Below are 25,024 nucleotides of genomic sequence, written 5' to 3' on the forward strand. Positions count from 1 at the left end.
ATAACCGTCCCAAAAGGGACATTATAATGCTGCAAAAGCAGCAAGGCGTCGAAGAGTGGCTGTGGCGGACTGCTCTTCACATTTACAGGAGGCAGATAACATGCAGGTTCAGGAGGCAGGCGGCTCCGAACAGTGGAAACGGGTGAAAAAGCAGCTTCGCGCAGAATTGGGCGATGATGTTTTTACCAGCTGGTTTGCACGTGTAGACCTCGAGGAACATCAGGACGGCACTGTTCGCCTGTCTGTTCCGACCCGGTTTTTGAAGCAGTGGATTCAGAACAATTATAACGACCAGCTAATGGGCCTCTGGCAGCGGGAATGTGACAACGTTCACCGCATCGAGCTGACGGTGCGCGGTGCAATCCGCCCGCGTCAGACCCCGATTGCCAAACCAAGCCTTGCAGCGCCCCAGGGCAGCAAGCCGGCCGCTGCCGAAACCCGTTCCGACGCGCTTTCCGACGCGGCACAGGTGACCCGGGCCCAGGCGGCAACGGCGGCTCTCGGCCGCGGTGAGACCAGCTCGGACAACGCTCGTGACGTGCTGCAAGGTGCGGCGCTCGATCCGAAGTACACGTTTGAGACCTTTGTCGAAGGCGAGTCCAACAACCTGGCCCTGGCTGCGGCCCGTCAGGTTGCTGCCGGCGGCGCGGTCACATTCAACCCGCTCTACCTGCATGCCTCGGTCGGTCTGGGCAAGACCCACCTGATGCAGGCCGTGGCCGCGAAGGCCCGGGCCGGTGGCCGCAAGGTGCTCTACCTCACGGCCGAGCACTTCATGTACAAGTTCGTTGCCGCCCTGAAGTCCCAGTCCGCACTGGCCTTCAAGGAGAATCTGCGCACGATCGACCTTCTTCTGATCGATGACATGCAGTTTCTGCACGGCAAACAGGTGCAGCAGGAATTCTGTCACACCCTCAACGCTCTCATCGACGGTGCCCGTCAGGTGATCGTGGCCGCGGACCGCGCGCCGTCCGAACTGGACACGCTCGACGACCGCGTCCGCTCGCGCCTGTCCGGCGGCCTGGTGGTCGGCATTCAGGAACCGGATTTCGCGCTGCGCCGAAACATCCTGGCGACGCGCGTCGACACGGCCCGCAAGACCTACCCTCAGTTCGACGTTCCGGACGGCGTGCTGGACTATGTTGCCCGTCACGTTGCCTCTTCCGGCCGCGACCTTGAAGGTGCTCTCAACCGTCTGATCGCGCACAACCAGCTGACCAACCAGCCGATCACGCAGGAAATGGCTGAATTGACCCTGCGCGACCTTGTGCGTTCCAGCGAGCCGCGCCGGGTGAAGATCGAAGACATCCAGCGGGTGGTTTCCAAGCACTACAATGTCACCAAGGCGGATCTCTTGTCTGCACGGCGCACCCGGACCATCGTTCGTCCGCGCCAGATTGCCATGTATCTTGCCAAGGTCATGACCCCGCGCTCCTTGCCGGAAATCGGCCGCCGCTTCGGCAACCGGGACCACACGACGGTTCTGCACGCCGTCCGCAAGATCGAGGAAATGGCGCGCGCCGACTACGCGCTGGCGCAGGAGCTGGAGTTGCTCAAGCGCATGCTCGACGCCTGAGGCGGAGAGCTTCGGAAACAGGCGTTTTGCGGGTGCCCCACCGATTTCAATCGGGCATCCGCCGGCCTCTTCCCGGCACATGGCAAACGAAGGTTAAAATACACGATATTCTACCAAAATTGGGGGCGTTCGGGCAGAACGCCCCCTTGCTTTTGGAGCCGGTTAAGGGCAGTGTCGTCCACCCCGCTCCTCACCGGAGCCAAGAATATTCAATCAGCCCGGCAGCTCAGCCAGGCGTTTCATGAGCACGGAACGAGAGTATGAAAGCGACCCTCGAGCGGACCGACCTCCTCAAGTCCTTGACCCATGTTCACCGCGTGGTCGAACGCCGGAATACCATTCCGATCCTGTCGAACGTTCTTCTGCGCGCCGATGGCGGCGCGCTCAACCTGAAGGCAACCGACCTCGACCTGGAAATCGTCGAAAGCGTGCCGGCCATGATCGAATTGCCGGGTGCGACCACCGTTCCGGCACATATGTTCTATGACATCGTGCGCAAGCTACCGGAAGGCTCGCAGGTCGTGCTGGAAACCACCAGCGACAATGCCACGCTCGAAATTCGCGCAGGCCGGTCCAAGTTCACCCTGCAGATGCTGCCGGAAACCGACTTCCCGGACCTGACCGCGGGCGACTTCAGCCACGGCTTCGCGCTGACCGGTGCCGATATCCGCAAGCTAATCGACGCGACCCAGTTCGCGATCTCGACCGAAGAGACCCGGTACTACCTGAACGGCATCTACCTGCACACGGTCGATGCGGGCTCCGGCCTGCAGTTCCGCGCGGTTGCCACTGACGGCCACCGTCTGGCCCAGGCCGAAGTGCCGGCGCCGTCCGGCTCGGCCGGCATGCCCGGCATCATCGTGCCGCGCAAGACCGTTGGCGAGATTCAGAAGCTGCTCGAGAACCCGGAAGCCAATGTCCAGATCGAGCTTTCCGACACCAAGATCCGTCTCACGACCGGCTCCGTTATCCTGACATCCAAGCTGATCGACGGCACCTTTCCGGACTATGGCCGGGTGATCCCGCAGAACAACGACAAGGAAATGCGCGTCGACCGGGACGAGTTCAAGGAAGCTGTCGACCGCGTGTCGACGATCTCCTCCGAACGCGGCCGCGCCGTCAAGCTGTCGCTGACCGAAGGCCGCCTGGTGCTGACGGTGAACAACCCGGATTCCGGCAGCGCGACCGAGGAACTGGCTGTCGAATATGACGCCGACCCGATGGAAATCGGCTTCAACTCCCGCTACCTGCTCGATATCGCCAACCAGCTTTCGAGCGACACGGCCCTGTTCCGCCTGGCGGACAGCGGATCCCCGACCCTCATTCAGGACAACACGGTCGATGACTGCCTGTTCGTTCTCATGCCGATGCGGGTCTGATTTAGCCGGCGTGCCCAAACAGTAGCGGAAGTGGGGTCATGACAGATTACCGGACGGCGCAGCTGACCCGTCTGTCGCTGACCGGCTTCCGCAACTACAGCGCCCTGACGCTGCCGATATCGGCCAAGATGGCCGCCTTTGTCGGGCCCAATGGCGCCGGCAAGACCAATATCCTGGAAGCCATATCGTTTCTGACCGCCGGACGCGGCCTGCGCCGGGCGGCGCTGGCCGACATCGCCCGCAAAGGCGGCGACGGCAGCTGGAGCGTTGCCGCAACAGTGCAGCTGGACGGGTTCGAAACCAAAATCGGAACCGGTCTGGTCGCCGGCACGTCCGGACGCAAGGTGCGTATCGACGGCGAGGAAGTTCGCGGCTCGGAAAGCCTTCTCGACTATATGCGAGTCCTCTGGCTGGTTCCGTCCATGGACGGGCTGTTCACAGGCCCCGGTTCCGACCGTCGCCGGTTTCTCGACCGGCTGACGCTGGCGATCGACCCGACACACGGCCGCCGGGTCAGCGACTTCGAAAACGCCCTTCGTCAGCGCAACCGCCTGCTCGACCAGGGCGGCTCCGATGCCTATTTGAGCGCGCTGGAACAACAGGTGGCCGAGCTTGGCACCGCCGTGTCGATCGCCAGAACCGAGACCGTTGACCTGCTCAGCCGAATGATCGCCGGCCAGGCGGCACAGGACCTGCCGTTCCCGCACGCCTCTGTCTGCCTGGAAGGCGCCTTTGAGGCGGAGACCGCAGGCCTGAGTGCCTCCGACAGGGAAGACCGCTACCGGCAGATGCTGCAGGACGGGCGCAACCGCGACCGCGCCGCCGGGCGCACCCTCAACGGTCCGCACCTGAGCGACCTCACCGTTCTTCACGCAGCCAAGGCAATGCCGGCGTCGCAGTCCTCGACGGGGGAACAGAAGGCGCTGCTGATCGGCCTGATCCTTGCCCATGCCGAACTGACGGCGAAGGTGTCCGGAATGACACCGGTTCTGCTGCTCGATGAAGTGGCCGCGCATCTCGATCCGGACCGCCGCTCGGCCCTGTTCACGAAGCTGGAATCTCTTGGCGGACAGGTTTTCATGACCGGTACCGACGAGGCCCTTTTCGAGGCTTTGCCCACCGAAGCGGAAGTGTTTGAGATCAGGGAGCACCAGGGCCGCCTGCTCACGCGGAGCGACGCCCCTTAAATCCGCCGGAATCTTGTGGTTTTCCACCAGAAACCCTTCGCTGGCTTGGCTATGGCCGGCACGCGGTTGAACCCCCGCCGGAACCCCGTATAACAGGGTTAGAAAAGACAAATCGATTGGTGATTGATTCGCATGAGCGACACGTCCACGCCTGAGAGCAGCCCGACCCCCGAAACCAATGGTGGTGCCGAATATGGCGCCGACAGCATCAAGGTCCTCAAGGGCCTCGATGCCGTGCGCAAGCGGCCCGGCATGTATATCGGCGACACCGATGACGGCTCCGGTCTGCACCACATGGTCTACGAAGTCGTCGACAACGCCATCGACGAAGCACTGGCGGGTCATGCCGACCACGTGACGGTGAGCCTTAATCCGGACGGATCGGTCACCGTGTCCGATAACGGCCGCGGCATTCCGACCGACCTGCACTCGGAAGAAGGCGTGTCGGCGGCGGAGGTCATCATGACCCAGCTGCACGCCGGCGGTAAGTTTGACCAGAATTCCTACAAGGTTTCCGGCGGCCTGCACGGCGTGGGCGTTTCCGTCGTCAACGCCCTGTCGACAAAGCTGGAGCTGCGCATCTGGCGCAACGACCAGGAACACAGCATGACCTTTGCCCACGGCGATGCCGTGGCACCGCTGAAGGTGGTCGGGCCCGCCAACGGCAGGAAAGGAACCGAGGTTACCTTTCTGCCGTCACCGGAAACCTTCACCAAGACCGAGTTCGATTTCGGCACCCTGGAACACCGCCTGCGCGAGCTGGCCTTCCTGAACTCCGGCGTACGCATCATCCTGACCGACAAGCGCGGTGTTGAGGACAAGGTCGAGGAGCTTTTCTACGAAGGCGGCCTCGAAGCATTCGTGCGCTATCTGGACCGGGCCAAGCATCCCCTGATCGAAGAGCCGATCAACATGCGGGCCGAGCGCGACGGCATCACCGTCGAAGCCGCCATGTGGTGGAACGACAGCTACCATGAGCATGTGTTGTGCTTCACCAACAACATTCCGCAGCGCGACGGCGGCACGCACCTTGCCGGTTTCCGCGCAGCGCTGACCAGGCAGGTCACCGGCTATGCTGAAGCCACCGGCCTGATGAAGAAGGAAAAGGTGAACCTTTCCGGTGATGACTGCCGCGAAGGTCTGACCTGCGTCCTATCCGTCAAGGTGCCGGATCCGAAATTCTCGTCCCAGACAAAGGACAAGCTGGTTTCCTCCGAAGTGCGGCCGGTTGTCGAAAACCTGATCTCGCAAATCCTGAGCGAATGGCTGGAAGAAAACCCGGCCCCGGCAAAGACGATCGTCTCCAAGGTGGTGGAAGCAGCTTCCGCACGTGAAGCCGCCCGCAAGGCGCGCGAACTGACCCGCCGCAAGGGCGCTCTCGACATCGCATCCCTGCCCGGCAAGCTTGCCGACTGCCAGGAGCGCGATGCCTCCAAGGCCGAACTTTTCCTGGTGGAGGGTGATTCCGCAGGCGGATCGGCCAAACAGGGCCGCCACCGGGAAAACCAGGCCGTGCTGCCGCTGCGCGGTAAAATCCTCAACGTGGAGCGCGCACGCTTCGACAAGATGCTGTCCTCCAACGAAATCGGAACGCTGATCACCGCGCTCGGCACCGGGATCGGCAAGGAGGAATTCAACGTCGAGAAACTGCGCTACCACAAGATCATCATCATGACCGATGCTGACGTCGACGGTGCGCATATTCGCACGCTGCTGCTGACGTTCTTCTTCCGTCAGATGCCGCAGCTGATCGAAAACGGCTACATCTATATCGCGCAGCCGCCGCTCTACAAGGTCAAGCGCGGCCAGTCCGAACAGTATCTGAAGGACCAGAAGGCGCTGGAAGATTACCTGATCGGACAGGGCCTGGACGACGCCTCCCTGACACTGGCCAACGGCGAGGTTCGCACCGGCCAGGACCTTCGCACCGTGGCAGAGACGGCGCGGACCATTTCCGACATCTTTGACGGGCTGCATTCACGTTACAACCGGGATGTGGTCGAACAGGCCGCGATTGCGGGTGCGCTGACACCGGAGATCCTGGAAGACCAGGGCAAGGCCGAGGAAGCTGCCGCCTATATCGCCCGGCGCATGGATATTCTGGCCGACGAATTCGAACGCGGCTGGACCGGCGAAGCACGGGACGATGGCAGCCTGGTGTTCAAACGGATGGTTCGCGGCGTGCAGGAAGCAGCCACGATCGATGCAGCTCTGCTCGGGTCCACCGACGCTCGCCGTCTGGCAGCACACGCCAGCCACCTGAACGAGATCTACGGCAAGGCTGCCGTCCTGCGACGCAAGGACATCTCTACCGAAATCCGTGGACCGCGTGCCCTGCTGACCCAGATCTATGCCGCCGGCCAGAAAGGCATTTCGCTGCAGCGCTACAAGGGTCTCGGCGAGATGAACCCGGAGCAGCTCTGGGAAACCACGCTCGACCCGAATGTCCGCTCCCTGCTGCAGGTGAAAGTGCGCGAGGCCGACGACGCCGACGACATCTTCACCAAGCTGATGGGCGACGAAGTCGAACCGCGACGCGAGTTTATTCAGGAAAATGCCCTGGCCGTGGCCAACCTCGACATCTGAGGTCACAGCGAGCGCAAACAGAAAGAGCGGCCCTTGTGCCGCTCTTTCTTGTTCTTGCCCGGGAATTCCGGGGACTGTACCCCAACAGGGTCAGCCGCCGGCCCAGGGTTCCGGACGGCCGAAGAAATAGCCTTGCGCTGCCTCAATATCGAGTTCACACAGAAGCCGTGCTTCCTGCGCTGTTTCCACGTGCTTGGCGATCACCTTGATGCCGAGTTCATGGGCTGCGCGGACAAGGCCGTTCAAGATGGCAGCCTTGGCCGGCTCTTCGACCACCTGCTGAGTCAGGCTCGATTCAAGCTTCAGCCAATCAACACGCAGGTTGGTCAACCGCGACAGAACCGGCCAGTGTCCGGCGAAGTCGTCTATGGCGGTCTGGCACCCAAGTTCGTTCACGAACTTGAAAAACGCCTGAACGCTGGTCGGCTCGCGCAGAAAATCCTTCTCCGCGATTTCAAGGCACAGCTTTGACGCCAGCAGCGGATTGACCGACAGGCGATGGTAGAGGCCATCGCGGAAAATCGGATCGCGCGCGGATTCCGCGGATACGTTCATCGTCAGAATGGCGCGGTCGGAACTGCGCTCTGCGGCGTCCAACACCTTGTCCAGTGTCCAGGCATCAACCTGGGCAATGAACCCGGACCGTTCGGCGGCCGAGATCCAGGCCCGTGAGGATAGACCCCGGGCACGGTCGCCCTGAAGGCGCAACAGGATTTCCGACCCGCAAGGTTTGGCGCGCTTCAGGCAAACGATCGGCATTGCATAAAGTGTCAGCTCATTGCCGCGGAAACTGCCCGGTTCGGGCAAATCCGCCAGTTCACCGCCTGTCCCTTCGCAATCCTGGGCCTGTACGGAATGGATCTGGACCGAACGGCCGCCGAAGCGCTTGCCACGCAGGCAGGCCCGGTCGGCCAGACCCAGCAGAGCGGCTGCATCGCCTTCGCGCAGCTTGATACCGCAGTCGAGGAAGGCAACGCCGATGGAGCCGCCAATGGTGAAGACCCGGTCGCCCACTTCCAGGCGGATCCGATCGAAACCACCCAGAATTTCCTCGGCAATGTCGAGGGCGGCTTCCTCGTTGGCAACCGGCACCATGCCGGCAAATTCGTCGCCGCCGATCCTGGCGGCCGTGCCGAATTCCCCCAGAGTCAGCCGCAGGCAGGCCGCAACACGCAGGAGCATGTCGTCGCCCGCGTCATGACCGCCCAGATCGTTTACCTTCTTGAACTCATCAAGATCGATATAGAGTACGGCCAGGCCCGTTTCGGTATCGGAAGCAAGCCTTGTCAGTTCGCGCTTCAAGGCCTTGGTGAAGGCACGACGGTTCTCGAGACCTGTCAACGGGTCGAGATAGGCCAGACGCCGGTTCTCCGCGGCTTCCTGCGGGCAGTCGACATTGCGCCGGATGACGGCCATGGATGCATGGCCACCCAGGTTTTCGGTTTTTGCGCCGGGGATCGGTACCATCCGCACTTCGCACATCTGCCTGTCCGCAGCATAGCCCGCGGCCTGGAAACTGCGATTCTCGGGAATATAGATGGTTTGCGGCAGTGCGCCTTCCAGGCTTGCCAGCGCTTCGGCCAGAAGGTCCGCGTCGTAATCACTGCTGATCAGTTCGAGCAGCTTTTCAGCCATGTTCTCGACACTTTCAGAGCCATCGAACACAAGTACATCGTCCGGAAAATGTTGCAGCAGATCAAGATCGCGCGCAGTGCTTCCAGGGCGAGGCTCGCTCCGCACCGGTTCTGCCACGGTCACGATTTCGTCCTGCCCGGCTTCTTCAAGATCGAACTGGACGAGAACCGCCTGTCGTTCGCCGGAAAGCGACACGAAGGATGTACAGATCATGTGGTGGCAGAAGGTTGCCCCGGACTGCAGCAGGATGACACCACTGGCCTGGGCCGGAACACCGCTGAATGCAGCCGACAAGACCGCCTCGCATCGGCGCCAGCTGGTTTCAGACAGCAGCGCCGGCAAGCTGAGCGGGACCGGAAAAACACCTTTGGCGGCGCAAAGCGCCTTCATTTGCTTGTTATGAACCAGAACGCTGCCATCCTGCGCGACATACGCCGCAGCATGAGGAAGCACCTCCAGCAGGGAAGTGTGGAAGCCGGTTAAAGTATTATTTTCCGCACGACCGGATTGTTCCAGCCGGTCGCTCAAGAACCGATGGCTGACTTGCACCAGACCGCCCTTTCAAATTGCCGTTAAATTGGCGCTACTCAATACACATGCGCCGTTCCTATGTAAAAATTACTAACACAGATCAGTTGGCAAATCTGAAACAGAAGAAATACCCACAACTCTTAGAATTTTTATAGTAAATTAAAAATTAATCAAGCGTCACCAAATGTATTTAAAATTTTATGTTTATTTTATACTAATGCCCCAGTTCACCTGAGAAACTGCCACATTTTGATCACGTCGACGACGTAAAGGCGCCGCTACGGAATGTTATCAGCGGCATCACGAAACTGTGTTCAAGATCGATCGGGGGCGGCCTGCCCGGCTCCAGGGGGACTATCATGGAAAGAATTGCTCTCGCACGGCATCTATCGCGCGTCGCGCTGTGTGGTGTTTTGCTTCTGGCGGCTGGTAGCGTCAACAACGCCCAGGCAGGCGTTTATCAGCAATGCGGCAAGGCATCGTGGTACAAGCTCGGCGGCACCACCGCGAGCGGAGAACGCGCCAACCCGAACCAGCTGACCGCTGCTCACAGGAGCCTGCCCTTCGGCACGCTCGTGGATGTTACCAACCTTGCCAACGGCAAGACCGTTACAGTGCGGATCAACGACCGGGGCCCTTTCGCAAATGGCCGTGTTATAGATGTGACCTGGGCGGCAGCCAAAGAGCTCGGTTTTGTCCGCAGAGGCATCACCCGCGTAAAACTTTCGAGCAAAGCCGGAAAAATTTCTGCCAATTATAAGCAAATTTGCCAATAATTTTGCGGCAGGAAAGATGACCCCTTCCTGCCTCAACGGCGCTTCCAAATTGTGCAACAAATTTAAGGCGCTGAATTTAATGAATTAATTTGATCGTCACATTATTTCACATATGACTCAGTATGAATAACGATCAGTCGCATTACAGTGAATCAAAAAATAAAATATTTTACGGTAATGACAATCGAGAAAGATGCCGCTAGAGTTGCCGCCGTGGTCGATGGGGCCACGTGCACAGTAACTTTATTCGCGCAGTCTAACGGCTGCGCGTTTTTTTTATATCCTTGATCTTACTCCCGCAAATGGCGACCAACCGCTGCGTCAATGGCAACGCAGGCTCGGATGCGGGCACAGCAAAATCAAACCTCCTCACCGTTGAAAAGACGCGTCCGGAAGTCCGCCGCACTGTTCCTCAGAGCCTGCTGCCTGTCCGGTGTCATCCTTGCCCAGGACGCATAGGGCTGGCCGAGGCGCGGGTTGCCTCGCAGCACGTCAGCGTTGCGATCCAGAAAGTCCCAGTAAAGCGCGTTGAACGGACAGGCCTTCGGCCCGGTCTTCTTCCGGACGTCGTAGGAACAGACACCACAATAGTCCGACATCCGGTCGATATAATTGCCGCTGGACACATAAGGCTTTGAACCGAGCAGTCCGCCATCGGCAAACTGGCTCATGCCGATTGTGTTGGGGGCCTCCACCCATTCATAGGCATCGGCATAGACCATCAGATACCATTCATGCACCTCCTGCGGCCTGACGCCGGCCAGGAGCGCGAAATTGCCTGTCACCATCAATCTTTGAATGTGATGCGCATAGGCGTCTTCCAACGTCTGGCCGATGGCTTCCGACAGGCAGCGCATGCGCGTCTTCCCATTCCAGTAGAAGTCCGGTAGCGGACGGTCCGCGCCAAGCGCGTTGCTGTCGATATAGTCCGGCATCTTCAGCCAGTAGATGCCACGCACGTATTCGCGCCAACCAAGGATCTGCCGGATAAACCCTTCGGCGGCATTGAGCGGCACCCGCCCCGCACGCCAGGCAGCCTCCACCTTTCGGCACAGCGCCTTGGCATCAAGCAGACCGGCGTTCAGGTAGGCCGACAGGACCGAGTGAAACAGGAACTTGCGCCCACTCAGCATGGCGTCCTGGTAGGTTCCGAAATCGGCCAGCATGTCGGCCAGGAAATGATCACAGGCGGCTTCGGCGTCCCTGGCGGTCACTGCGAACCAGAATGGCTCCAGGTCGCCGATGTGCCCCGCGAACCGCTCGGCAACCAGATCCAGCACCTCGCGCGTGATCGCATCCGGGGCAAAGCGTTTCGGTTCGGGCATGAACAGGTCCGGCTGGGCCGGCTTGCGGTTGTCCGCGTCATAGTTCCATTTGCCGCCGGCAGGCTTGTCGCCGTCCATCAACAAGCCGGTGCTGCGGCGCATCTCCCGATAGAAATATTCCATGCGCAACTGCTTGCGCCCGTCCGCCCACGCCCGGAAATCCGCCACGGTGGAATAGAACCGCGTGTCGGTGAGAATTTCCACCGGCAGGCCAAGGGCGTCCCGCCATGAGCGCATGTCCTCCAGTACCCGCCATTCGCCGGGTTCGGTGACCAGAAGCTGCTGCGGGCGCAGCCGCTCGCAGGCGCGCACCACCTCTCCCTTGAAACTGCCGCTGTTGTCCGGGTCGTCCAGCCGCACATAATCAACCGTCCAGCCGGCCGCCTTCAGCTCTTCGGCGAAATGACGCATGGCGGCAAACAGAAAGGCGATCTTCTTCTTGTGGTGGCGCACATAGGTGGCCTCTGCCATCACCTCGACCATCAGCACCCTGTCGCGCACCGGGTCTGCCCGCTTCAAGCTGGAAAGATCGGGGCTCAACTGGTCTCCCAGCACAAGAACAAGAGATCGGCAGTGGTTGGTCTCGGTCATCGGTCTCAGCGAAAATGAGTGTTCGCTCTTCCTACGCACGAACTCCGCAGCCCTATCACCACTCACGCAATTTTTCCGCACAGCGCCGCAAGACCCGGTATTCAGCCCGGCACGCCTTCGGCACTCTGCCCCCAGCCGTGCCCCCCATTGCCCAGTGTGTTGCCTTTCACTTCGACCGGTAATCTGCCTCAGCCTGCCCCCGCAAATCCGGCAGCCGCCCCCCACAAATGCCTTGCCCTGCGCAACCCCGGCAACCGCGCCGATATCTTGTCCAAAATTTCAGAAAGCGATTGCCCCGGATCGCCGGATCTTGTATCAGACCCCTCTATCCCCCGCGCCGGTTCCCCGCGCGGGCAAGCACCCGTAGCTCAGCTGGATAGAGCGCTGCCCTCCGAAGGCAGAGGTCACAGGTTCGAATCCTGTCGGGTGCGCCAAAAATTCCTCTCTGCCGAATTTTCCCTGCAACCACTTCGGGCGCACCGTGTCCGGTAGGGGTATGTCTTCAAAGATGGGGCGTTGAGCGGGCTTTGTGCTCTCGGGGACTCCCAAGTCAGCACTTTCGCCCGTGTCCGGCTGCCTTAAACGCAAACAGCCCCGGTGGTGACCGGGGCTGAACTTGTTGCCGGCTTTGGAAAGGCCTCGGCCTAGAATTCCAGCGCCCGGTCGCCGTCGGCGTCCTTGATGCGGGTCGGCAGGCCGATGCGGTTCAGGATGCCGAGGAAGGGGTGCGGTGGAAGTTCTTCCACGTTGGCCATCTTCTTCACATCCCATTCGCCAGTTGCGATCAGCATGGCGGCCGCGACCGGCGGAACGCCGGCGGTGTAGGAAATGCCCTGGCTGCCGACTTCCTCATAGGCTTCCTTGTGGTCGGCCACATTGTAGATGAAGACCTCGTGGTCCTTGCCGTTCCGGGTGCCCTTGACGAAATCGCCAATGCAGGTCTTGCCGGTGTATTCGGGTGCCAGCGACGACGGGTCGGGAAGACACGCCTTGACCACCTTCAGCGGCACGACTTCCAGCCCCTCGGCCGTCTTGACCGGCTGTTCGGACAGAAGGCCTATGTTCTTCAGAACGGTGAAGACGTTGATATAGTGCTCGCCAAAGCCCATCCAGAAGCGGACGTCCGCGCCGTCCATGTTCTTTGCGAGCGAGTGCACTTCGTCATGGCCGCACAGATAGGCCATGCGCTTGCCGACCACCGGCAGGTCGTATTCCTTGCCGATCTCGAACATCCTGTTTTCCTGCCACTTGCCCTGCTGCCAGGAATAGACCGTGCCGGTGAATTCCCGGAAGTTGATCTCCGGATCGAAGTTGGTGGCGAAATAGCGCTGGTGGCTGCCGGCGTTGATATCGACGATGTCGACCTCGGTCACCTTGTCGAGATAATCGTCCTTGGCAAGGCGGGCATAGGCGTTGACGACGCCCGGGTCGAAGCCGGCGCCCAGAATGGCGGTGACGCCCTTGGCGGCGCATTCCTCGGCCCGTTTCCATTCGTAGTTCGCATACCAGGGCGGGGTTTCGCAGATCTTGCCCGGCTCTTCGTGAATGGCGGTATCGATATAGGCGGCTCCCGTCTCCAGACAGGCGCTGAGGACGGACATGTTCAGGAAGGCCGTGCCGACATTGATGACGATCTGCGCGCCGGTCTTGCGGATCAGCGCGCTGGTGGCGGCAACGTCCAGCGCGTTGAGTTCGTGTCCTTCCAGAACACCCGGCTGCTTCAGCGCCTTTTTGGCATGCACGGTTGCGATGATGTCGTCGCATTTGGATTTGGTGCGCGAGGCAATATGAATATCGCCGAGAACATCATTGTTCTGTGCGCATTTATGCGCCACCACCTGAGCGACACCTCCGGCGCCGATGATGAGAACAGTCTTTTTCATTTGATAAAGATACCTTCCTTGGACCTTGGGGGTGTTCGGGGTTCAAGTCTCAAGACAGACTTTGCTCGTAGTCCCGGTACGAAAACTCACGAGCAACGCGGACGGTTCCGTCCACTTCCTTGACCGCAATCGCGGGCATTTTCACGCCATTAAACCAGTTTTTCTTGACCATCGTGTAACCCGCCGCATCCTGAATGGAAACCCGGTCACCGGTCTTGAGTTCGGCAGGGAAGTTGAACTCGCCGAATATGTCACCGGCAAGGCACGACTTGCCGCAGATCATGTAACTGTGCGGCCCTTCATTGGGCGCTACCTTTGCAGTCTCCCGGTAGATCAGAAGATCGAGCATATGCGCCTCGATGGAGGCATCGACAATGGCGAGGTTCTTGCCATTGAACAGCGTGTCCAGCACGGTGGTCTCAAGTGTTGTCGACCTGGTGATCGAGGCTTCGCCCGGTTCCAGGTAGACCTGTACGCCGTACTTTTCGGCAAAAGCCTTGAGACGGTCGGCGAAGAGGTCGAGCGGGTAGTCGTCCCCCGTGAAGTGGATGCCGCCGCCGAGACTGACCCATTCCGCCTGGCTCAACAGCCCGCCGAACTTTTCCTCGATATCGCCAAGCATGCGGTCGAACAGCGCAAAATCGGCATTTTCGCAGTTGTTGTGGATCATGAAGCCGCTGATCCGGTTCATGACCTTTTCTATCTTGGCGACATCCCATTCGCCAAGACGGGAGAAAGGCCGGGCCGGATCGGCAAGGTCGAAGCTGGACGAGCTGACCATCGGGTTGAGGCGAAGCCCGCGCACGATGCCGGCCGACTTTTCCGCGAAGCGTTCCAGCTGGCTGATGGAATTGAAGATGATCTTGTCCGCATGGGAGATCACTTCATCGATTTCGTAATCGGCATAGGCCACGGAATAGGCGTGGGTTTCCTTGCCGAACCGCTCATGCCCCAACCGGACTTCGTTCAGCGAGGACGAGGTGGTGCCGTCCATGTAGTCGCGCATGAAATCGAAAACACACCAGGTGGCGAAGCACTTCAGGGCCAGCAAGGCCTTGGCGCCCGACCGTTCCCGGACATAGGCGATCTTTTCCATGTTCTGGAGCAGCTTCGCCTTGTCGATCAGATAGTAAGGTGTCTCGATCATCTGGTTCCGTCGCCATCGTTGCCTGCGGCCGGTCTTGGCCGCGCGGACAGGTGATTGGGAGCGATTTCCGGTTGCCCGGTTGTCCGGACCGGCCGGACCGCCAGAAGGCGTTCCAGCTTCGCTGTCGGCGTGACGGATACCGTCTCCATGCAGGGCCTTGCAAGGGCCTGAGGCGTCTTTCTTGCGCCCGGCCACTGGCCCGGGGACGTGCGAACCGGGCGTCTCGCCGAGTTGTTATGCCTTCCGTGAATGGAACGCAGAACAGTTATGCAAAAATAGAAGGGAGATTCGTGCTTTCACTCATTGAAATCTTAACTTTCCTCCCGTATTTGTCCGGCAGATCAAATATTCACCAGCCCGCTCAAGAGTTGGGCATTTCTGGAGGTCGGTATGACCCGGGACGATCTCATTCGCGAATACAAGGCACAGAGCGGCTCCTGGCCGGCGCTGGTCGGCGTTTACGCCGTTATCGTGGGTGCGATGGCTCTTTCCGGCTACCTGATGGTCGGCTGATCCCGCACGCCTAACGAAAAATCGGCAGCGTTTCAATCACCCCCGGAGCGATCTCCGGGGGTGATTGCATTTCGGCACAAGCAAACCGCTTGCGATCAGACGTCGGCGGCTTCGCCAATGGCATCGGTGCCGCGTTCTTCCAGAAGCGTCGTCAGCCAGTTCGGATCCATTTCGGGAACCGAAGACAGAAGCAGATCCGTGTAGGGATGGTGGGGCGGCGTGAACATCTCGTCCTTCGGCCCTTGCTCCACCACCTTGCCTCGCTGCATCACCACCACCTCGTCCGCGATGGAGCGCACCGTTGCTAGGTCATGGGTGATGAACATGTAGGCCAGATTGAACTCCTGCTGCAGCCGGTCGAGCAGCTTCAGGATGCCTTCCGCCACAAGCTGGTCGAGCGCGCTCGTCACCTCGTCACAGATGATGAAGGCCGGGTCGGCCGCCAGCGCCCTGGCAATGCCCACACGCTGTTTCTGGCCGCCAGAGAGTTCCGGCGGGTAGCGATTGTAGAATTTTGACGGCTCAAGCTCGATCAGGTCGAGCAATTCATCGACACGGTTTTTCAGTTTCGCACCGTGCAGGCCGCCATAGAACTGTGCCGGCCGGCCGATGATTTCGCTGATCCTGATCTTCGGGTTCAACGCCGTGTCGGCCATCTGATAGATCATCTGCGCCTGGCGAAGCTGATCCTTGCTGCGGTCCTGATAGCGCGGCGGCAGCGGTTCGCCCTTGAACAGGATCTGCCCCTTGGTGGGCGGCAACAGACCGGTGATACAGCGCGCCGTTGTCGACTTCCCGGAGCCGGATTCGCCGACGACGGCAACCGTCATGCCCGAATAGATGTCGAAGGAGACATCGTCCAGAACCTTGGTCTTGCCATAGGCCGCGTCGATGCCCTGGACGGAGACGATCGGGATCGCATCGGCTTCCTTCGGCCGATGCTTTTGCGGCCGCTGGAAGCTGCGGACCGCCCACAGGCTCTTGGTGTAGTCTTCCTTGGGCGAACCGAGCATCTGCTCGGTCGGTGCCTCCTCAACCTCTTCACCCTTGAGAAGCACCTTGATGGTGTCGGCCATCTGCGCCACCACGGCCAGATCGTGGGTGATGTAGATCGCCGCGGTGTTGAACTGGTCGACAATGTCCCTGATCGCGGCCAGAACCTCGATCTGCGTGGTCACGTCAAGCGCGGTGGTCGGCTCGTCGAAGATGATCAGGTCCGGCCGGCATGCCATGGCCATGGCAGTCATGGCGCGTTGCAACTGGCCGCCCGAGACCTGGTGGGGATAACGGAAGCCGATCTCGTTCGGGTTGGGAAGGCGCAGCCGCTCGTAAAGCTGCATGGCGTCTTCCTGCGCCTCGAACCGCTTTTGAATGCGGTACTGGATCGGAGCTTCCGTATGCTGGTCGATGATCCGGTGGGCCGGATTGAACGAAGCCGCCGCCGACTGGGCGACATAGGCGATGCGCGACCCGCGCAAGGCCCGAAGATCGCTTTCCGGCGTGGTCGTCAGTTCCATGCCGTCGAACTCTATCGAGCCTCCGGAAATCCGGCAGCCGTCGCGGGCAAAGCCCATCGATGCGAGACCGATGGTCGATTTGCCGGCACCCGATTCTCCGATCAGCCCCAGCACTTCGCCCTTGTGCAGGGTGAGATCGACCCCATGGACGATCTCGACCCATTGCTCGTCGGAATAGCCTTCGATCCGAAGATCGGAGATCCGAAGCAGAACGTCTTTTTTCGGCACCATGCTCAAACCTCCTTCAGGCCGGAAGACCGGAACAGCATCCAGTCGACAACGAAATTCACCGCAACCGTCAGAAGTGCGATGGCGGCTGCCGGGATCAGCGGCGTCATCTCGCCAAAGGAAATCAGCGTCGCGTTTTCACGCACCATCGACCCCCAGTCGGCGGTCGGTGGCTGAATGCCGAGCCCCAGGAACGACAGACCGGCGATCAGCAGGAACACGAAGCAGAACTCCAGACCGAATTCAGCGATCAGCGGTGCTGTCGAGTTCGGCAGGATTTCCCTGCGGATCAGGTACCAGGTGCCCTCGCCGCGAAGCTTGGCCGCTTCGATGTAATCCATCACCACCACGTTGCCGGCAACCGCTCGGGTGAGACGGAAGACGCGCGGCGAATAAATCACCGCGACCACGATGACGATCACCACCAGGTTTGTACCGAAGATACTGAGCATCAAGAGCGCGAAGATCAGCGACGGTACGGACATGATGACGTCGGCCAGACGGCCGATGAACTGATCGAACCAGCCGCCCTTGGTGGCCGCAAGCAGACCGGCGAAGGCCCCCATGAAGAAAGCCAGCAAGGTTGCGAGCAGCGCCAGGCCGACCGAGTTGCGGGCGCCGTAGATGATTCGGCTGAACATGTCGCGGCCGAGCTGGTCGGCTCCCAGCAGCATGGTTTCGTCCGGCGGGGCGAAGGCGGAGGATATCACCTGGGCCTCGCCGAAAGGCGCGATCACCGGAGCGAAGATCCCGGCAACGGCATAGGTGAAGATCACGAACATGCCGAAGGCGGCCGTGAGAGGTGCGGTGCGCAACTCCTTTGCGACGCCGGTGGGCGTGATGATGATCAGGAATTCCCGGAAGGCATAGGAGGTTCCGGCGGCCAGGGCCAGCATGCCTGCGGCCGTGGTGATGAACCGCAACGCCGGGGTGCCGCCGATGATGCCTGCGAGAAAGGAAATCATCGTCAGGGAAAAGACGATGATGAAGATCTTGCGCTTGTTGAAGTAGGCCGCCAGGCAGGAGGCCCCGATCAGCAGCGCATAGTAGCCAATGACAAATGTGCTCATGTCGCTGCCCTCATTTCGGATGCCGCAAACGCGGATTGGTCAGGATCGCGCCCACATCGGCTGCCAGGTTCAGCAGGATGAAGGTTGCGGCGAAGATGAGACAGCAGGCCTGCACGATCGGGAAATCGCGCTTGGCAACCGCGTCCACCAGAAGCTGGCCGACGCCCGGATAGACGAAGACAACTTCCACCAGGACCACACCGGTGATGAGATAGGCGAGATTGAGAGCGACGACGTTGATGATCGGCGCCCAGGCGTTGGGCAAGGCGTGTTTGACGATTACCTTCCAGGGCGGCACGCCCTTCAGCCGCGCCATCTCGATGTAGGGCGAGGCCAGGAGGTTGATGATCGCCGCGCGCGTCATGCGCATCATATGCGCCGTCACCACCAGCACCAGGGTCAGCGCCGGCAGGAAGGTTCGATGCAACAGATCCCCGAAGCTCATGTCCGCGCTGAGGCTGGCAATGGCGGGGAAGTAGTTGGTCTTGACCGCCAGGTAGAGAATGAGGATGTAGCCGAGAAAGAATTCCGGAGAGGAAATCGATGTCAGCGTGACCACGTTGGCGACCCTGTCGAACAGGGTATTGCGCAGAAGAGCGACAATCACGCCGAGAACGATGGAAATCGGCACCGCGATTACAGCCGCATAGGTCGCCAGGAAAAGCGTGTTGACGAACCTGTCGCTGATGGCGGCGCTGACCCGTTCACCGGAGACGAGCGAGACACCGAAGTCGCCGGTGAGTGCACCGCCGAGCCAATGGAAATAGCGAATGACCGCCGGCTGGTCGAGGCCGAGCTTCTCTCGCAGGGCGGCGACGGTTTCAGGCGTTGCTCCCTGTCCGAGAACGGCCTGGGCAATGTCGCCGGGCAGCAGTTCGACTGCAAAAAAGATCAGGATAGAGACCACAAGTAGCGTGATCGCACCTAAGCCAAGTCTCTTAAGGACCAGCTGTAGGATGTCCCCCATTTGTCCCTCCAGAATAGGAAAGCCCGGCACGGCTCAAGGCTCCGCCGGACACCAATCGGGCAGGTTCCTGTCAGCTTTTTTTGCTTTGCGTTGGCAGGAGCTCTGTCCGTTTAAACCGACCCTGTCCCGCGTCCGGAGCAGGGCCGAATTGCAGGCGGCGGCCTGAGCCGCCGCCTTACCCCTCGATCAGGACTCGAACCACCAGCGGCTGGCGGCGCGGGCGCCGTCATTTTCCCAGCTGGCAGCCAGTTTTTCCGGCGTGCCCACCTTCGCGCTGTTGGCATAAACGAAGTTGTTGAAGAACGGGATGATGGTGCCACCGTCGTCCCGGGCCAACATGGCCATTTCACGATACATTTCCGCACGGCGGGTGTCATCCAGCTCGGCCTTGGCCTGCAGGAGAAGCTCGTTGAAGCGCGGGTTCTTCCAATGCGACTCGTTCCATGCCGCATCGTTCTTGTAGGCCAGCGTATACATGACATCCGGCGTCGGACGCGCACCCCAGGACACAAGACAGAACGGCTTCTTCAACCAGACATCCGAATAGTAGCCGTCATTTGGCTCACGCACGACATTGATGTTGATGCCTGCTGCCTTGGCGTGCTCGGCGTAGAGAACCGCCATGTCGACGGCGCCCGCATAGACACTGTCCGCGGTGCTGAGGCTGACCGTAAGTCCTTCCGCACCCGCTTTCTTGAGCAGCGACTTTGCCTGGTCCGGATCATAATCGCGCTGCGGAATATCATCCGGCCAGTAGGGCTGGGCCGGCGAATGGTGGAAGTCGTTGCCCTTGGTGGCCGCACCAAAGGTGATCTTCTCGATGATATCGTCGCGGTTCATCGCCAGCTTCAGGGCGTTGCGCACGTCCGGATTGTCGAATGGTGCCGTGTCGCAGAACATCGGCAGCGTGATCGCGCCCGCGGACGGGATGTTGTGGATCTTGATGTTCGGATTGCGTTGCAGCAGCCCCATGGTCTTCAGCTCGATCAGCGAGACCGCATCCACATCGCCGGTCACAAGGGCCGTCTGGCGGGCATTCGGATCGTTCAGCGTGATCAGTTCAACCTTGTCGAAATAGGCGCCTTCACGGTGCCAGCCGTCATGCCGGCTGAGGCTGAACTGGACGCCGAATTCGCCATTGTCGATCTTGTAGGGACCGGTACCGTCACCAGACTGCCAGTCGATCGTGCCGTCGTCGTTGGCCGGGCAGATCGCCATGTGGTAATCGGTCATCAGCCATGGGAAGTCGGCGTTGCCGCCGGACAGTTTCACGACAACGGTGTAGTCGCCGTCCTTGGTGATGTCGGTGACATCGGTCAGCAGCGCCTTGGCTGCGGATGTGGTCTTGTCGCCGCGGTGATGGTTCAGCGAGGCAATGACGTCATCCGCGGTCAGCTTCTTGCCGCTGTGGAACGTGGCGTTTTCGGTCAGCTTGAAGGTCCATTCGGACGCGTCCGCGCTGGCTTCCCAGCTATCGGCCAGATCCGGCCCCAGCGAACCGTCGCCCATGATCATGGTCAGGTAACTGCGGTGCGTGTGGGCGAGGAAAATCATCACGCGGGTCAGGTAGGTCCCCGGATCGTGGGAGTCGGAGGTGTTTCCGTCGTGAATCCCCCAGCGGAACGTTCCACCCTGCTTGGGTTGGGCTTTCGCCTCGGAGGACCAGAGGCCAGTCGCGGTACTTGCTGTCAATCCGGCCAGCACGGAATACCGAAGGAAATCACGTTTGCTGATTCCTCCCGTGCGGGCCGCGGCTTCAAGCCTTTCAAGCATCTCGGCGTCTTTGGACTTTGTCATCTGTCTCCCCTTCCGGTTTTTCTTAAACAGTCACTTGCCAATTTCCCAAACGTAGCATCCGTGGTTTTTTTGTATCCATGATGCTCATTTGCGACATTTACATAGCAAAACACGAAGTGCCCCTGCTCGACCACCCCTTTGGATAAATTCCTCATTTAAAATGTTTAATGTTGATTGCCTGCTCAGATATTGTGCATAGCAGCATTATTATGAATGATATTTGATTTTCGGAAAGGCACGAAAAATGCTACGCGCGTATAGTTTCGTCTACTGATGCATATCTGAAAGTATTCTTTTAGGCGGAAGACGATTATTCTCCGGTAATGTCGGAAAATGCGTCGCCAGTTCGTATTCCAGTGGTCCCGATCGGCAATTCAGGCGCATTCTTCTTGTCAAAATAACTGATTACCAAAGGACAAGATGAGTGTTGCCCAGCGCAGCCGCGGCCGTGCCGGCCGTCGGCCCCGGTGGGCATTACCTGGGTCATCCGCACACTCAGGAGAACTTCCAGCGGGCGTTCTTCATGCCGGAGACATTCGACAACACCTCCAACGAGCAATGAAAGACCGAGGGAGAGGTGGAGATCACCGAACGGGCTCTTGGCCAGGCCCGCAAGCTTCTGCCGGAGTATGAGGAACCGGCCCTCGATCCCGCCGGAAACGAGGCTCTTCTCGACTATATCGCCCGGCGTGAGTGCGAGATCCCGATGGCGGATTCCCTGAACCAGGACTTTTGAGCCACGCCCCGGATCTGGACGCCAGGGCTGACTGTGCTGTCGCGTCTGCCCTGCAAGGCGGAGTTTACCGTGTACAGCGGGATCTGCCTGGCAGACCCCATCATCGAGGGAACCTGTTCCATGGGAGAAAGTGTCCGGATACAGAAGAGGCCGATCCGTCTGCCAAGGGGCTGGTGGCTCGCGGCTCGGTGTGGAGCCGGATGCAACCCTGTTCGGCAGCCCTGCCGCCACTTACTGATCAGCAGGACGGAAAGCCTGGCGGATTACGGATTTCATGGTCCGGAGCAGGTCGGGATCAGCCGAAGACGCTGAGCCGATCACCAGTTTCGAGACCGGGGTCGGATCAAAGCCATCTTCTTCTCCAAGCACCTTCAGATGACCTGCCATTGTGGACTGGCCGAGCAGACCGATGGCTATTCCTGCTTCGACAGCGGCGGTCACTCCCGCGACGCTCTGGCTTGAAAATGCGATCCGGTAGGGTATGCCACGAGCCTGGAGCGAGGTGAGCGCTGCGTTCCGCCACCAGCAGGCCCGGTCGAACAGCGCGACGGGAACCGGGTCCTCCGCCAGAAGATCCCGGTACCGCGACATGACCCAGCAGGTCGGATCCTCAAAAATCACCTCTTCACGCGTCCCCACCGCTTCAACCTCGTAGACCGCAAGATCGAGCGCGCCCCTGGACAGCAATTCGGGGTATTCGGTGCTTATGGCGCAGGTCACGTCGAGTTCCACCTGCGGATGCGACTGGGAAAAGGCAGCCAGTATCTGCGCAAGTCTTGCCCGTCCATGATCGTCAGGAATACCGAGACGCAGCTTGCCGCGCAGACCATCGGCACAGATGTCCCGCAGGACGGCATCGAGGCGCTCGGCCACTTCCCTGGCGACGGGCAACAGGCGTTGGCCGGTCTCGGTCAGCAATACGCCCCGCCCGGTACGTTCGAAGACCTCCCGTCCAAGTACCTCTTCCAGGCGCATGATCTGAAGGCTGATGGCAGATTGAGACCGTCCGATCAGACGTGCGCCAGCCGTGATGTTGCCCGTCCCCGCAACAGCCAGAAAGGTTCGCAGGAGATCACTGTCGAGTTTCTGCATCTGTTTTCTCAATGCCTGATATTCAAGATATTCGTTTTTCCAATGTATTGATCACCACTATTGTGCTGCCGTCAACCACGGGAGGACATCATGGAAGGACAGACAGCACGCCCTTTCTCGGTCGGGTTTCGTTCGATTTCCGCCGGGGTCGGAATTCTGGTCCTCACCGGACTGGTCTGGTTCTGGCCACTGTTCTTCCTGGATGGATTGCTGTTTGCCGGTGGAGGCCTTCTTGAGGTCGCCCCACTTGTGCTTCCGGGCATCGCACTCACGGCCTGGATCCTGTCCAGCGGGGCCGACAGGACAGTTGGCCGTGCATTTGACGGCCGCCTGCCGCACGCCGTCATTGCCGCATCGGCCATCGGCGCGATCACACCGGTCTGCGGTATCACTATCCTTCCACTGATGGTCGGCCTGCTTGCAGCGGGCGTTCCCCTGGCCCCGGTCATGGCGTTCTGGCTGTCCTCGCCAATCACGGATCCGGCCATGCTTGCCACAACGGCGGCAACGCTCGGTGTCGCCTTCGCCGTCGGCAAGACCCTCTCCGCATTCTTTCTGGGTGTCTTCGGCGGCGCCATAACGGCAGCTTTCACCGGCAGCGTTGGCGGGGAGGCAGCCTTGCGCTCAAGCGGGCTCTTGTCGAAATTGACGGCAAGCAGCTGTGAAGGTGCGGCCACTTTCGATCCGTTTGTCTGGCGGGACAGAAGCCGGCGCCACGCCTTCGTCAGGCAGGCGACAGCAACTACACGACTGATACTGGTGTGTCTGGTGCCGGCCTTTTTTGCCGAATATGCGCTGAATGCCGCGCTCACGCCCGGATCACTGGCGGCCTATGTCGGGACCGGTAACTGGTGGGCCATTCCCGCGGCGGTATTTGTCGGTGCACCGGCCTATATCGACGGATATGCAGCCTTGCCGCTGACACGCAGCCTGATTGACAACGGCATGTCGCCGGGAGCGGCCATGGCCTTTCTGGTTTCCGGCGGTGTTGTCAGCATCTGGGGCGCACTTGCAATTCTTCCGGTTCTGAAATTGCGGCCGTTTCTGCTCTACCTGGCGCTCGCCATCATCGGTTCACTGATCTCAGGGTATGTCTTCGAATGGTTCGCTTAGGCGCGGACCGAAAGTCCGGGGTTACTCCTCTGCCGCCCGCAATCTCCTGCTGCAGACCGAGCGGCCCGTATCGGAAATCGCCCTGGCCTGCGGCTACGATTCCGCTTCGCATTTCATCCGCACCTATCAAAACAGGTTCGGCGCAACGCCGCACAATCAGCGTCTTTGCTCCGCTGGAACTCAAGCGGCGTTTCAAAGGGCATGACCGGGTGCTGGGGCTGCGAACTGCCCGAATTCTGAAACGCGACCCCTTTTCCTGGCAAACCGGTTCCGGCTTCTCCGCCCGGTCCAATGGCCCATCCTCCTTGCGTGTCTTCGGCCCGTGACTTAGATCCTTGTCTGAAGCCGGTCCGAACCGGTGCGCTAACGGAGGCCGCATCCATTCTTCCCGTCAGAATTGCCGGCACAGGACATGCCTTGCCTGCAAAGTCCGTCACCTCGGAGGCCCTTGACCACCAACTGGGGTTCCCGGCCGGACATCTTGAAAAACTGTCCGGCGTTTCAAGCCGGTTTGTCGCAGCTGAGGAAAGTCAGATCGACCTGGCGGTTACTGCCTGCGAAGCTGCGCTTGAAAGAGCGGGCAGCACGCCAGATGATACTGACCTCATCCTCGGTGCCTGCGGCATTCCCTACCAGACCCTTCCAGCAACCGCGCCGCTGGTTATGAAAAGACTGGGTTTTGCGGATGGCGCGGCGGCGGCTTACGACGTCAATGCGACCTGTCTTTCGTTCCTGACCGCCTTTGACCTTGCCGCCAGCAAGCTTGCGCTTGGGCAGGCGTCGTCAGTGCTTGTATTTGCCGCGGACATCGCGTCGCGCGCCCTGCCGTGGGACGACCAGCCCGACGTTGCCGCCCTGTTCGGCGACGGCGCGGCCGCAGTGGTCCTGACGACTGGAGGGGAAACCGGTCCCGGCATTGCGGGCTCGCTGCTGCGGACCTACCCTTCTGCTTATGCCGCGTGTGAGATTGGAGCCGGCGGCACGCGGTTCGATTTTCACAAGGACCACGATGCCTTCGCCCGTCACGCCGTGTTCCACATGGAGGGCAAGGACCTATTCCGGGTAACGCACAAACACTTTCCGCAGTTCGTCGACGACCTCCTGTCCAAAGCAGGCTGGATCCGGCAGGATATCGATCTCGTCGTGCCACATCAGGCGAGCCCGCTCGCACTCGAGCACATGATCCGGGAAACCGGGATGGAGCGCAGCCGCGTGGTCGACATCGGCAACACACATGGCAACCAGATTGCAGCGTCGCTGCCGACCGCGCTCGACATTGCCTGGCGCCAGGGCAGGATCGAGCCGGGAATGCGCGTTCTGTTGCTCGGAACATCCGCTGGCGTCACCTTTGGCGGCATGGCCCTGGAGGTTTGAC

General features: G+C 60.3%; 18 protein-coding genes, 1 tRNA gene and 1 pseudogene. 11 read left to right on the forward strand and 9 right to left on the reverse strand.

All coding sequences use genetic code 11. The features are described from left to right. The first annotated feature begins 100 nt into the window (after positions 1 to 100). From dnaA to gyrB, 4 genes are all read left to right on the forward strand, one after another. The gene (gene dnaA / locus ACYQ54_RS10060) at positions 101 to 1,576 is read left to right on the forward strand and encodes a chromosomal replication initiator protein DnaA (protein WP_460081739.1); all 1,476 of its coding nucleotides are present in this window, start codon (positions 101 to 103) and stop codon (positions 1,574 to 1,576) included. 260 nt (positions 1,577 to 1,836) lie between these two features. Further along, positions 1,837 to 2,955: a DNA polymerase III subunit beta gene (dnaN, locus tag ACYQ54_RS10065; RefSeq protein WP_460081741.1), complete on the forward strand. Its 1,119-nt coding sequence runs from the start codon at positions 1,837 to 1,839 to the stop codon at positions 2,953 to 2,955. Positions 2,956 to 2,993: 38 nt separating this feature from the next. After that, a complete protein-coding gene (gene recF / locus ACYQ54_RS10070; RefSeq protein ID WP_460081743.1) occupies positions 2,994 to 4,142 on the forward strand; it encodes a DNA replication/repair protein RecF in 1,149 nt (382 codons plus the stop codon). Positions 4,143 to 4,274: 132 nt separating this feature from the next. Beyond that, entirely contained in the window at positions 4,275 to 6,728 is a 2,454-nt protein-coding gene (gyrB, locus tag ACYQ54_RS10075) for a DNA topoisomerase (ATP-hydrolyzing) subunit B (RefSeq protein WP_460081744.1), read from the forward strand. Positions 6,729 to 6,818: 90 nt separating this feature from the next. Here gyrB and ACYQ54_RS10080 read toward each other — a convergent pair whose 3' ends face one another. Then, on the reverse strand, positions 6,819 to 8,912 hold the full coding sequence (locus ACYQ54_RS10080; RefSeq protein WP_460081747.1) for an EAL domain-containing protein: 2,094 nt from the start codon (positions 8,910 to 8,912) through the stop codon (positions 6,819 to 6,821). A 341-nt stretch (positions 8,913 to 9,253) separates the two neighbouring features. Here ACYQ54_RS10080 and ACYQ54_RS10085 point away from each other — a divergent pair, with 341 nt between their 5' ends. Continuing rightward, a complete protein-coding gene (locus ACYQ54_RS10085; RefSeq protein ID WP_460081748.1) occupies positions 9,254 to 9,670 on the forward strand; it encodes a septal ring lytic transglycosylase RlpA family protein in 417 nt (138 codons plus the stop codon). A 359-nt stretch (positions 9,671 to 10,029) separates the two neighbouring features. On the opposite strand, the gene ACYQ54_RS10090 is transcribed toward ACYQ54_RS10085, so the two are convergent. After that, the gene (locus ACYQ54_RS10090; protein WP_460081750.1) at positions 10,030 to 11,586 is read right to left on the reverse strand and encodes a cryptochrome/photolyase family protein; all 1,557 of its coding nucleotides are present in this window, start codon (positions 11,584 to 11,586) and stop codon (positions 10,030 to 10,032) included. Positions 11,587 to 11,943: 357 nt separating this feature from the next. Here ACYQ54_RS10090 and ACYQ54_RS10095 point away from each other — a divergent pair. Further along, positions 11,944 to 12,020, forward strand: a tRNA-Arg gene (locus tag ACYQ54_RS10095). A gap of 210 nt (positions 12,021 to 12,230) precedes the next feature. Here ACYQ54_RS10095 and ACYQ54_RS10100 read toward each other — a convergent pair. Further along, on the reverse strand, positions 12,231 to 13,469 hold the full coding sequence (locus tag ACYQ54_RS10100) for a saccharopine dehydrogenase family protein (RefSeq protein WP_460081751.1): 1,239 nt from the start codon (positions 13,467 to 13,469) through the stop codon (positions 12,231 to 12,233). 49 nt (positions 13,470 to 13,518) lie between these two features. Continuing rightward, a complete protein-coding gene (locus ACYQ54_RS10105; protein ID WP_460081754.1) occupies positions 13,519 to 14,616 on the reverse strand; it encodes a carboxynorspermidine decarboxylase in 1,098 nt (365 codons plus the stop codon). A gap of 390 nt (positions 14,617 to 15,006) precedes the next feature. Between ACYQ54_RS10105 and ACYQ54_RS10110 the strand changes: the two genes are divergently transcribed. Next, a complete protein-coding gene (locus ACYQ54_RS10110) occupies positions 15,007 to 15,129 on the forward strand; it encodes a hypothetical protein (protein ID WP_022999159.1) in 123 nt (40 codons plus the stop codon). 95 nt (positions 15,130 to 15,224) lie between these two features. Here ACYQ54_RS10110 and ACYQ54_RS10115 read toward each other — a convergent pair whose 3' ends face one another. The 4 genes from ACYQ54_RS10115 to ACYQ54_RS10130 all read right to left on the reverse strand — a co-directional run bounded on the left by ACYQ54_RS10115 (position 15,225) and on the right by ACYQ54_RS10130 (position 20,708). After that, positions 15,225 to 16,877: an ABC transporter ATP-binding protein gene (locus ACYQ54_RS10115; RefSeq protein ID WP_460081756.1), complete on the reverse strand. Its 1,653-nt coding sequence runs from the start codon at positions 16,875 to 16,877 to the stop codon at positions 15,225 to 15,227. 2 nt (positions 16,878 to 16,879) lie between these two features. After that, on the reverse strand, positions 16,880 to 17,944 hold the full coding sequence (locus ACYQ54_RS10120) for an ABC transporter permease (RefSeq protein WP_460081758.1): 1,065 nt from the start codon (positions 17,942 to 17,944) through the stop codon (positions 16,880 to 16,882). Between the two features lie 10 nt (positions 17,945 to 17,954). After that, entirely contained in the window at positions 17,955 to 18,911 is a 957-nt protein-coding gene (locus ACYQ54_RS10125; protein WP_460081760.1) for an ABC transporter permease, read from the reverse strand. A gap of 186 nt (positions 18,912 to 19,097) precedes the next feature. Further along, positions 19,098 to 20,708 carry an ABC transporter substrate-binding protein gene (locus ACYQ54_RS10130; protein WP_460081762.1) on the reverse strand — a complete coding sequence of 537 codons (1,611 nt, stop codon included), beginning with the start codon at positions 20,706 to 20,708 and terminating at the stop codon, positions 19,098 to 19,100. Between the two features lie 448 nt (positions 20,709 to 21,156). On the opposite strand from ACYQ54_RS10130, the pseudogene ACYQ54_RS10135 reads away from it, so the two are divergent. Next, positions 21,157 to 21,444: pseudogene (locus ACYQ54_RS10135) on the forward strand (trimethylamine methyltransferase family protein). Between the two features lie 231 nt (positions 21,445 to 21,675). Here ACYQ54_RS10135 and ACYQ54_RS10140 read toward each other — a convergent pair. After that, a complete protein-coding gene (locus ACYQ54_RS10140; RefSeq protein ID WP_460081763.1) occupies positions 21,676 to 22,536 on the reverse strand; it encodes a LysR substrate-binding domain-containing protein in 861 nt (286 codons plus the stop codon). 90 nt (positions 22,537 to 22,626) lie between these two features. On the opposite strand from ACYQ54_RS10140, the gene ACYQ54_RS10145 reads away from it, so the two are divergent. From ACYQ54_RS10145 to ACYQ54_RS10155, 3 genes are all read left to right on the forward strand, one after another. Continuing rightward, positions 22,627 to 23,649, forward strand: coding sequence for a permease (locus tag ACYQ54_RS10145; RefSeq protein ID WP_460081764.1), 1,023 nt, complete (start codon positions 22,627 to 22,629; stop codon positions 23,647 to 23,649). Continuing rightward, positions 23,627 to 23,854 (forward strand): helix-turn-helix domain-containing protein, encoded by a 228-nt coding sequence (locus ACYQ54_RS10150; RefSeq protein WP_460081765.1) that lies wholly within the window; start codon positions 23,627 to 23,629, stop codon positions 23,852 to 23,854. The genes ACYQ54_RS10145 and ACYQ54_RS10150 overlap by 23 nt, the downstream gene beginning before the upstream one ends. A gap of 212 nt (positions 23,855 to 24,066) precedes the next feature. Next, a complete protein-coding gene (locus ACYQ54_RS10155) occupies positions 24,067 to 25,023 on the forward strand; it encodes a 3-oxoacyl-ACP synthase III family protein (RefSeq protein WP_460081768.1) in 957 nt (318 codons plus the stop codon). Position 25,024: the final 1 nt, after the last annotated feature.

The sequence above is a fragment of the Roseibium sp. LAB1 genome (assembly GCF_054658235.1).

Coding starts and splice junctions, on each gene's coding strand:
- dnaA (WP_460081739.1), top strand. CDS start 101: ATGCAGGTTCAGGAGGCAGGCGGCTCCGAACAGTGGAAACGGGTGAAA.
- recF (WP_460081743.1), top strand. CDS start 2,994: ATGACAGATTACCGGACGGCGCAGCTGACCCGTCTGTCGCTGACCGGC.
- ACYQ54_RS10085 (WP_460081748.1), top strand. CDS start 9,254: ATGGAAAGAATTGCTCTCGCACGGCATCTATCGCGCGTCGCGCTGTGT.
- ACYQ54_RS10090 (WP_460081750.1), bottom strand. CDS start 11,586: ATGACCGAGACCAACCACTGCCGATCTCTTGTTCTTGTGCTGGGAGAC.
- ACYQ54_RS10145 (WP_460081764.1), top strand. CDS start 22,627: ATGGAAGGACAGACAGCACGCCCTTTCTCGGTCGGGTTTCGTTCGATT.
- ACYQ54_RS10100 (WP_460081751.1), bottom strand. CDS start 13,469: ATGAAAAAGACTGTTCTCATCATCGGCGCCGGAGGTGTCGCTCAGGTG.
- ACYQ54_RS10150 (WP_460081765.1), top strand. CDS start 23,627: ATGTCTTCGAATGGTTCGCTTAGGCGCGGACCGAAAGTCCGGGGTTAC.
- gyrB (WP_460081744.1), top strand. CDS start 4,275: ATGAGCGACACGTCCACGCCTGAGAGCAGCCCGACCCCCGAAACCAAT.
- ACYQ54_RS10105 (WP_460081754.1), bottom strand. CDS start 14,616: ATGATCGAGACACCTTACTATCTGATCGACAAGGCGAAGCTGCTCCAG.
- ACYQ54_RS10120 (WP_460081758.1), bottom strand. CDS start 17,944: ATGAGCACATTTGTCATTGGCTACTATGCGCTGCTGATCGGGGCCTCC.
- ACYQ54_RS10130 (WP_460081762.1), bottom strand. CDS start 20,708: ATGACAAAGTCCAAAGACGCCGAGATGCTTGAAAGGCTTGAAGCCGCG.
- ACYQ54_RS10110 (WP_022999159.1), top strand. CDS start 15,007: ATGACCCGGGACGATCTCATTCGCGAATACAAGGCACAGAGCGGCTCC.
- dnaN (WP_460081741.1), top strand. CDS start 1,837: ATGAAAGCGACCCTCGAGCGGACCGACCTCCTCAAGTCCTTGACCCAT.
- ACYQ54_RS10115 (WP_460081756.1), bottom strand. CDS start 16,877: ATGGTGCCGAAAAAAGACGTTCTGCTTCGGATCTCCGATCTTCGGATC.
- ACYQ54_RS10125 (WP_460081760.1), bottom strand. CDS start 18,911: ATGGGGGACATCCTACAGCTGGTCCTTAAGAGACTTGGCTTAGGTGCG.
- ACYQ54_RS10140 (WP_460081763.1), bottom strand. CDS start 22,536: ATGCAGAAACTCGACAGTGATCTCCTGCGAACCTTTCTGGCTGTTGCG.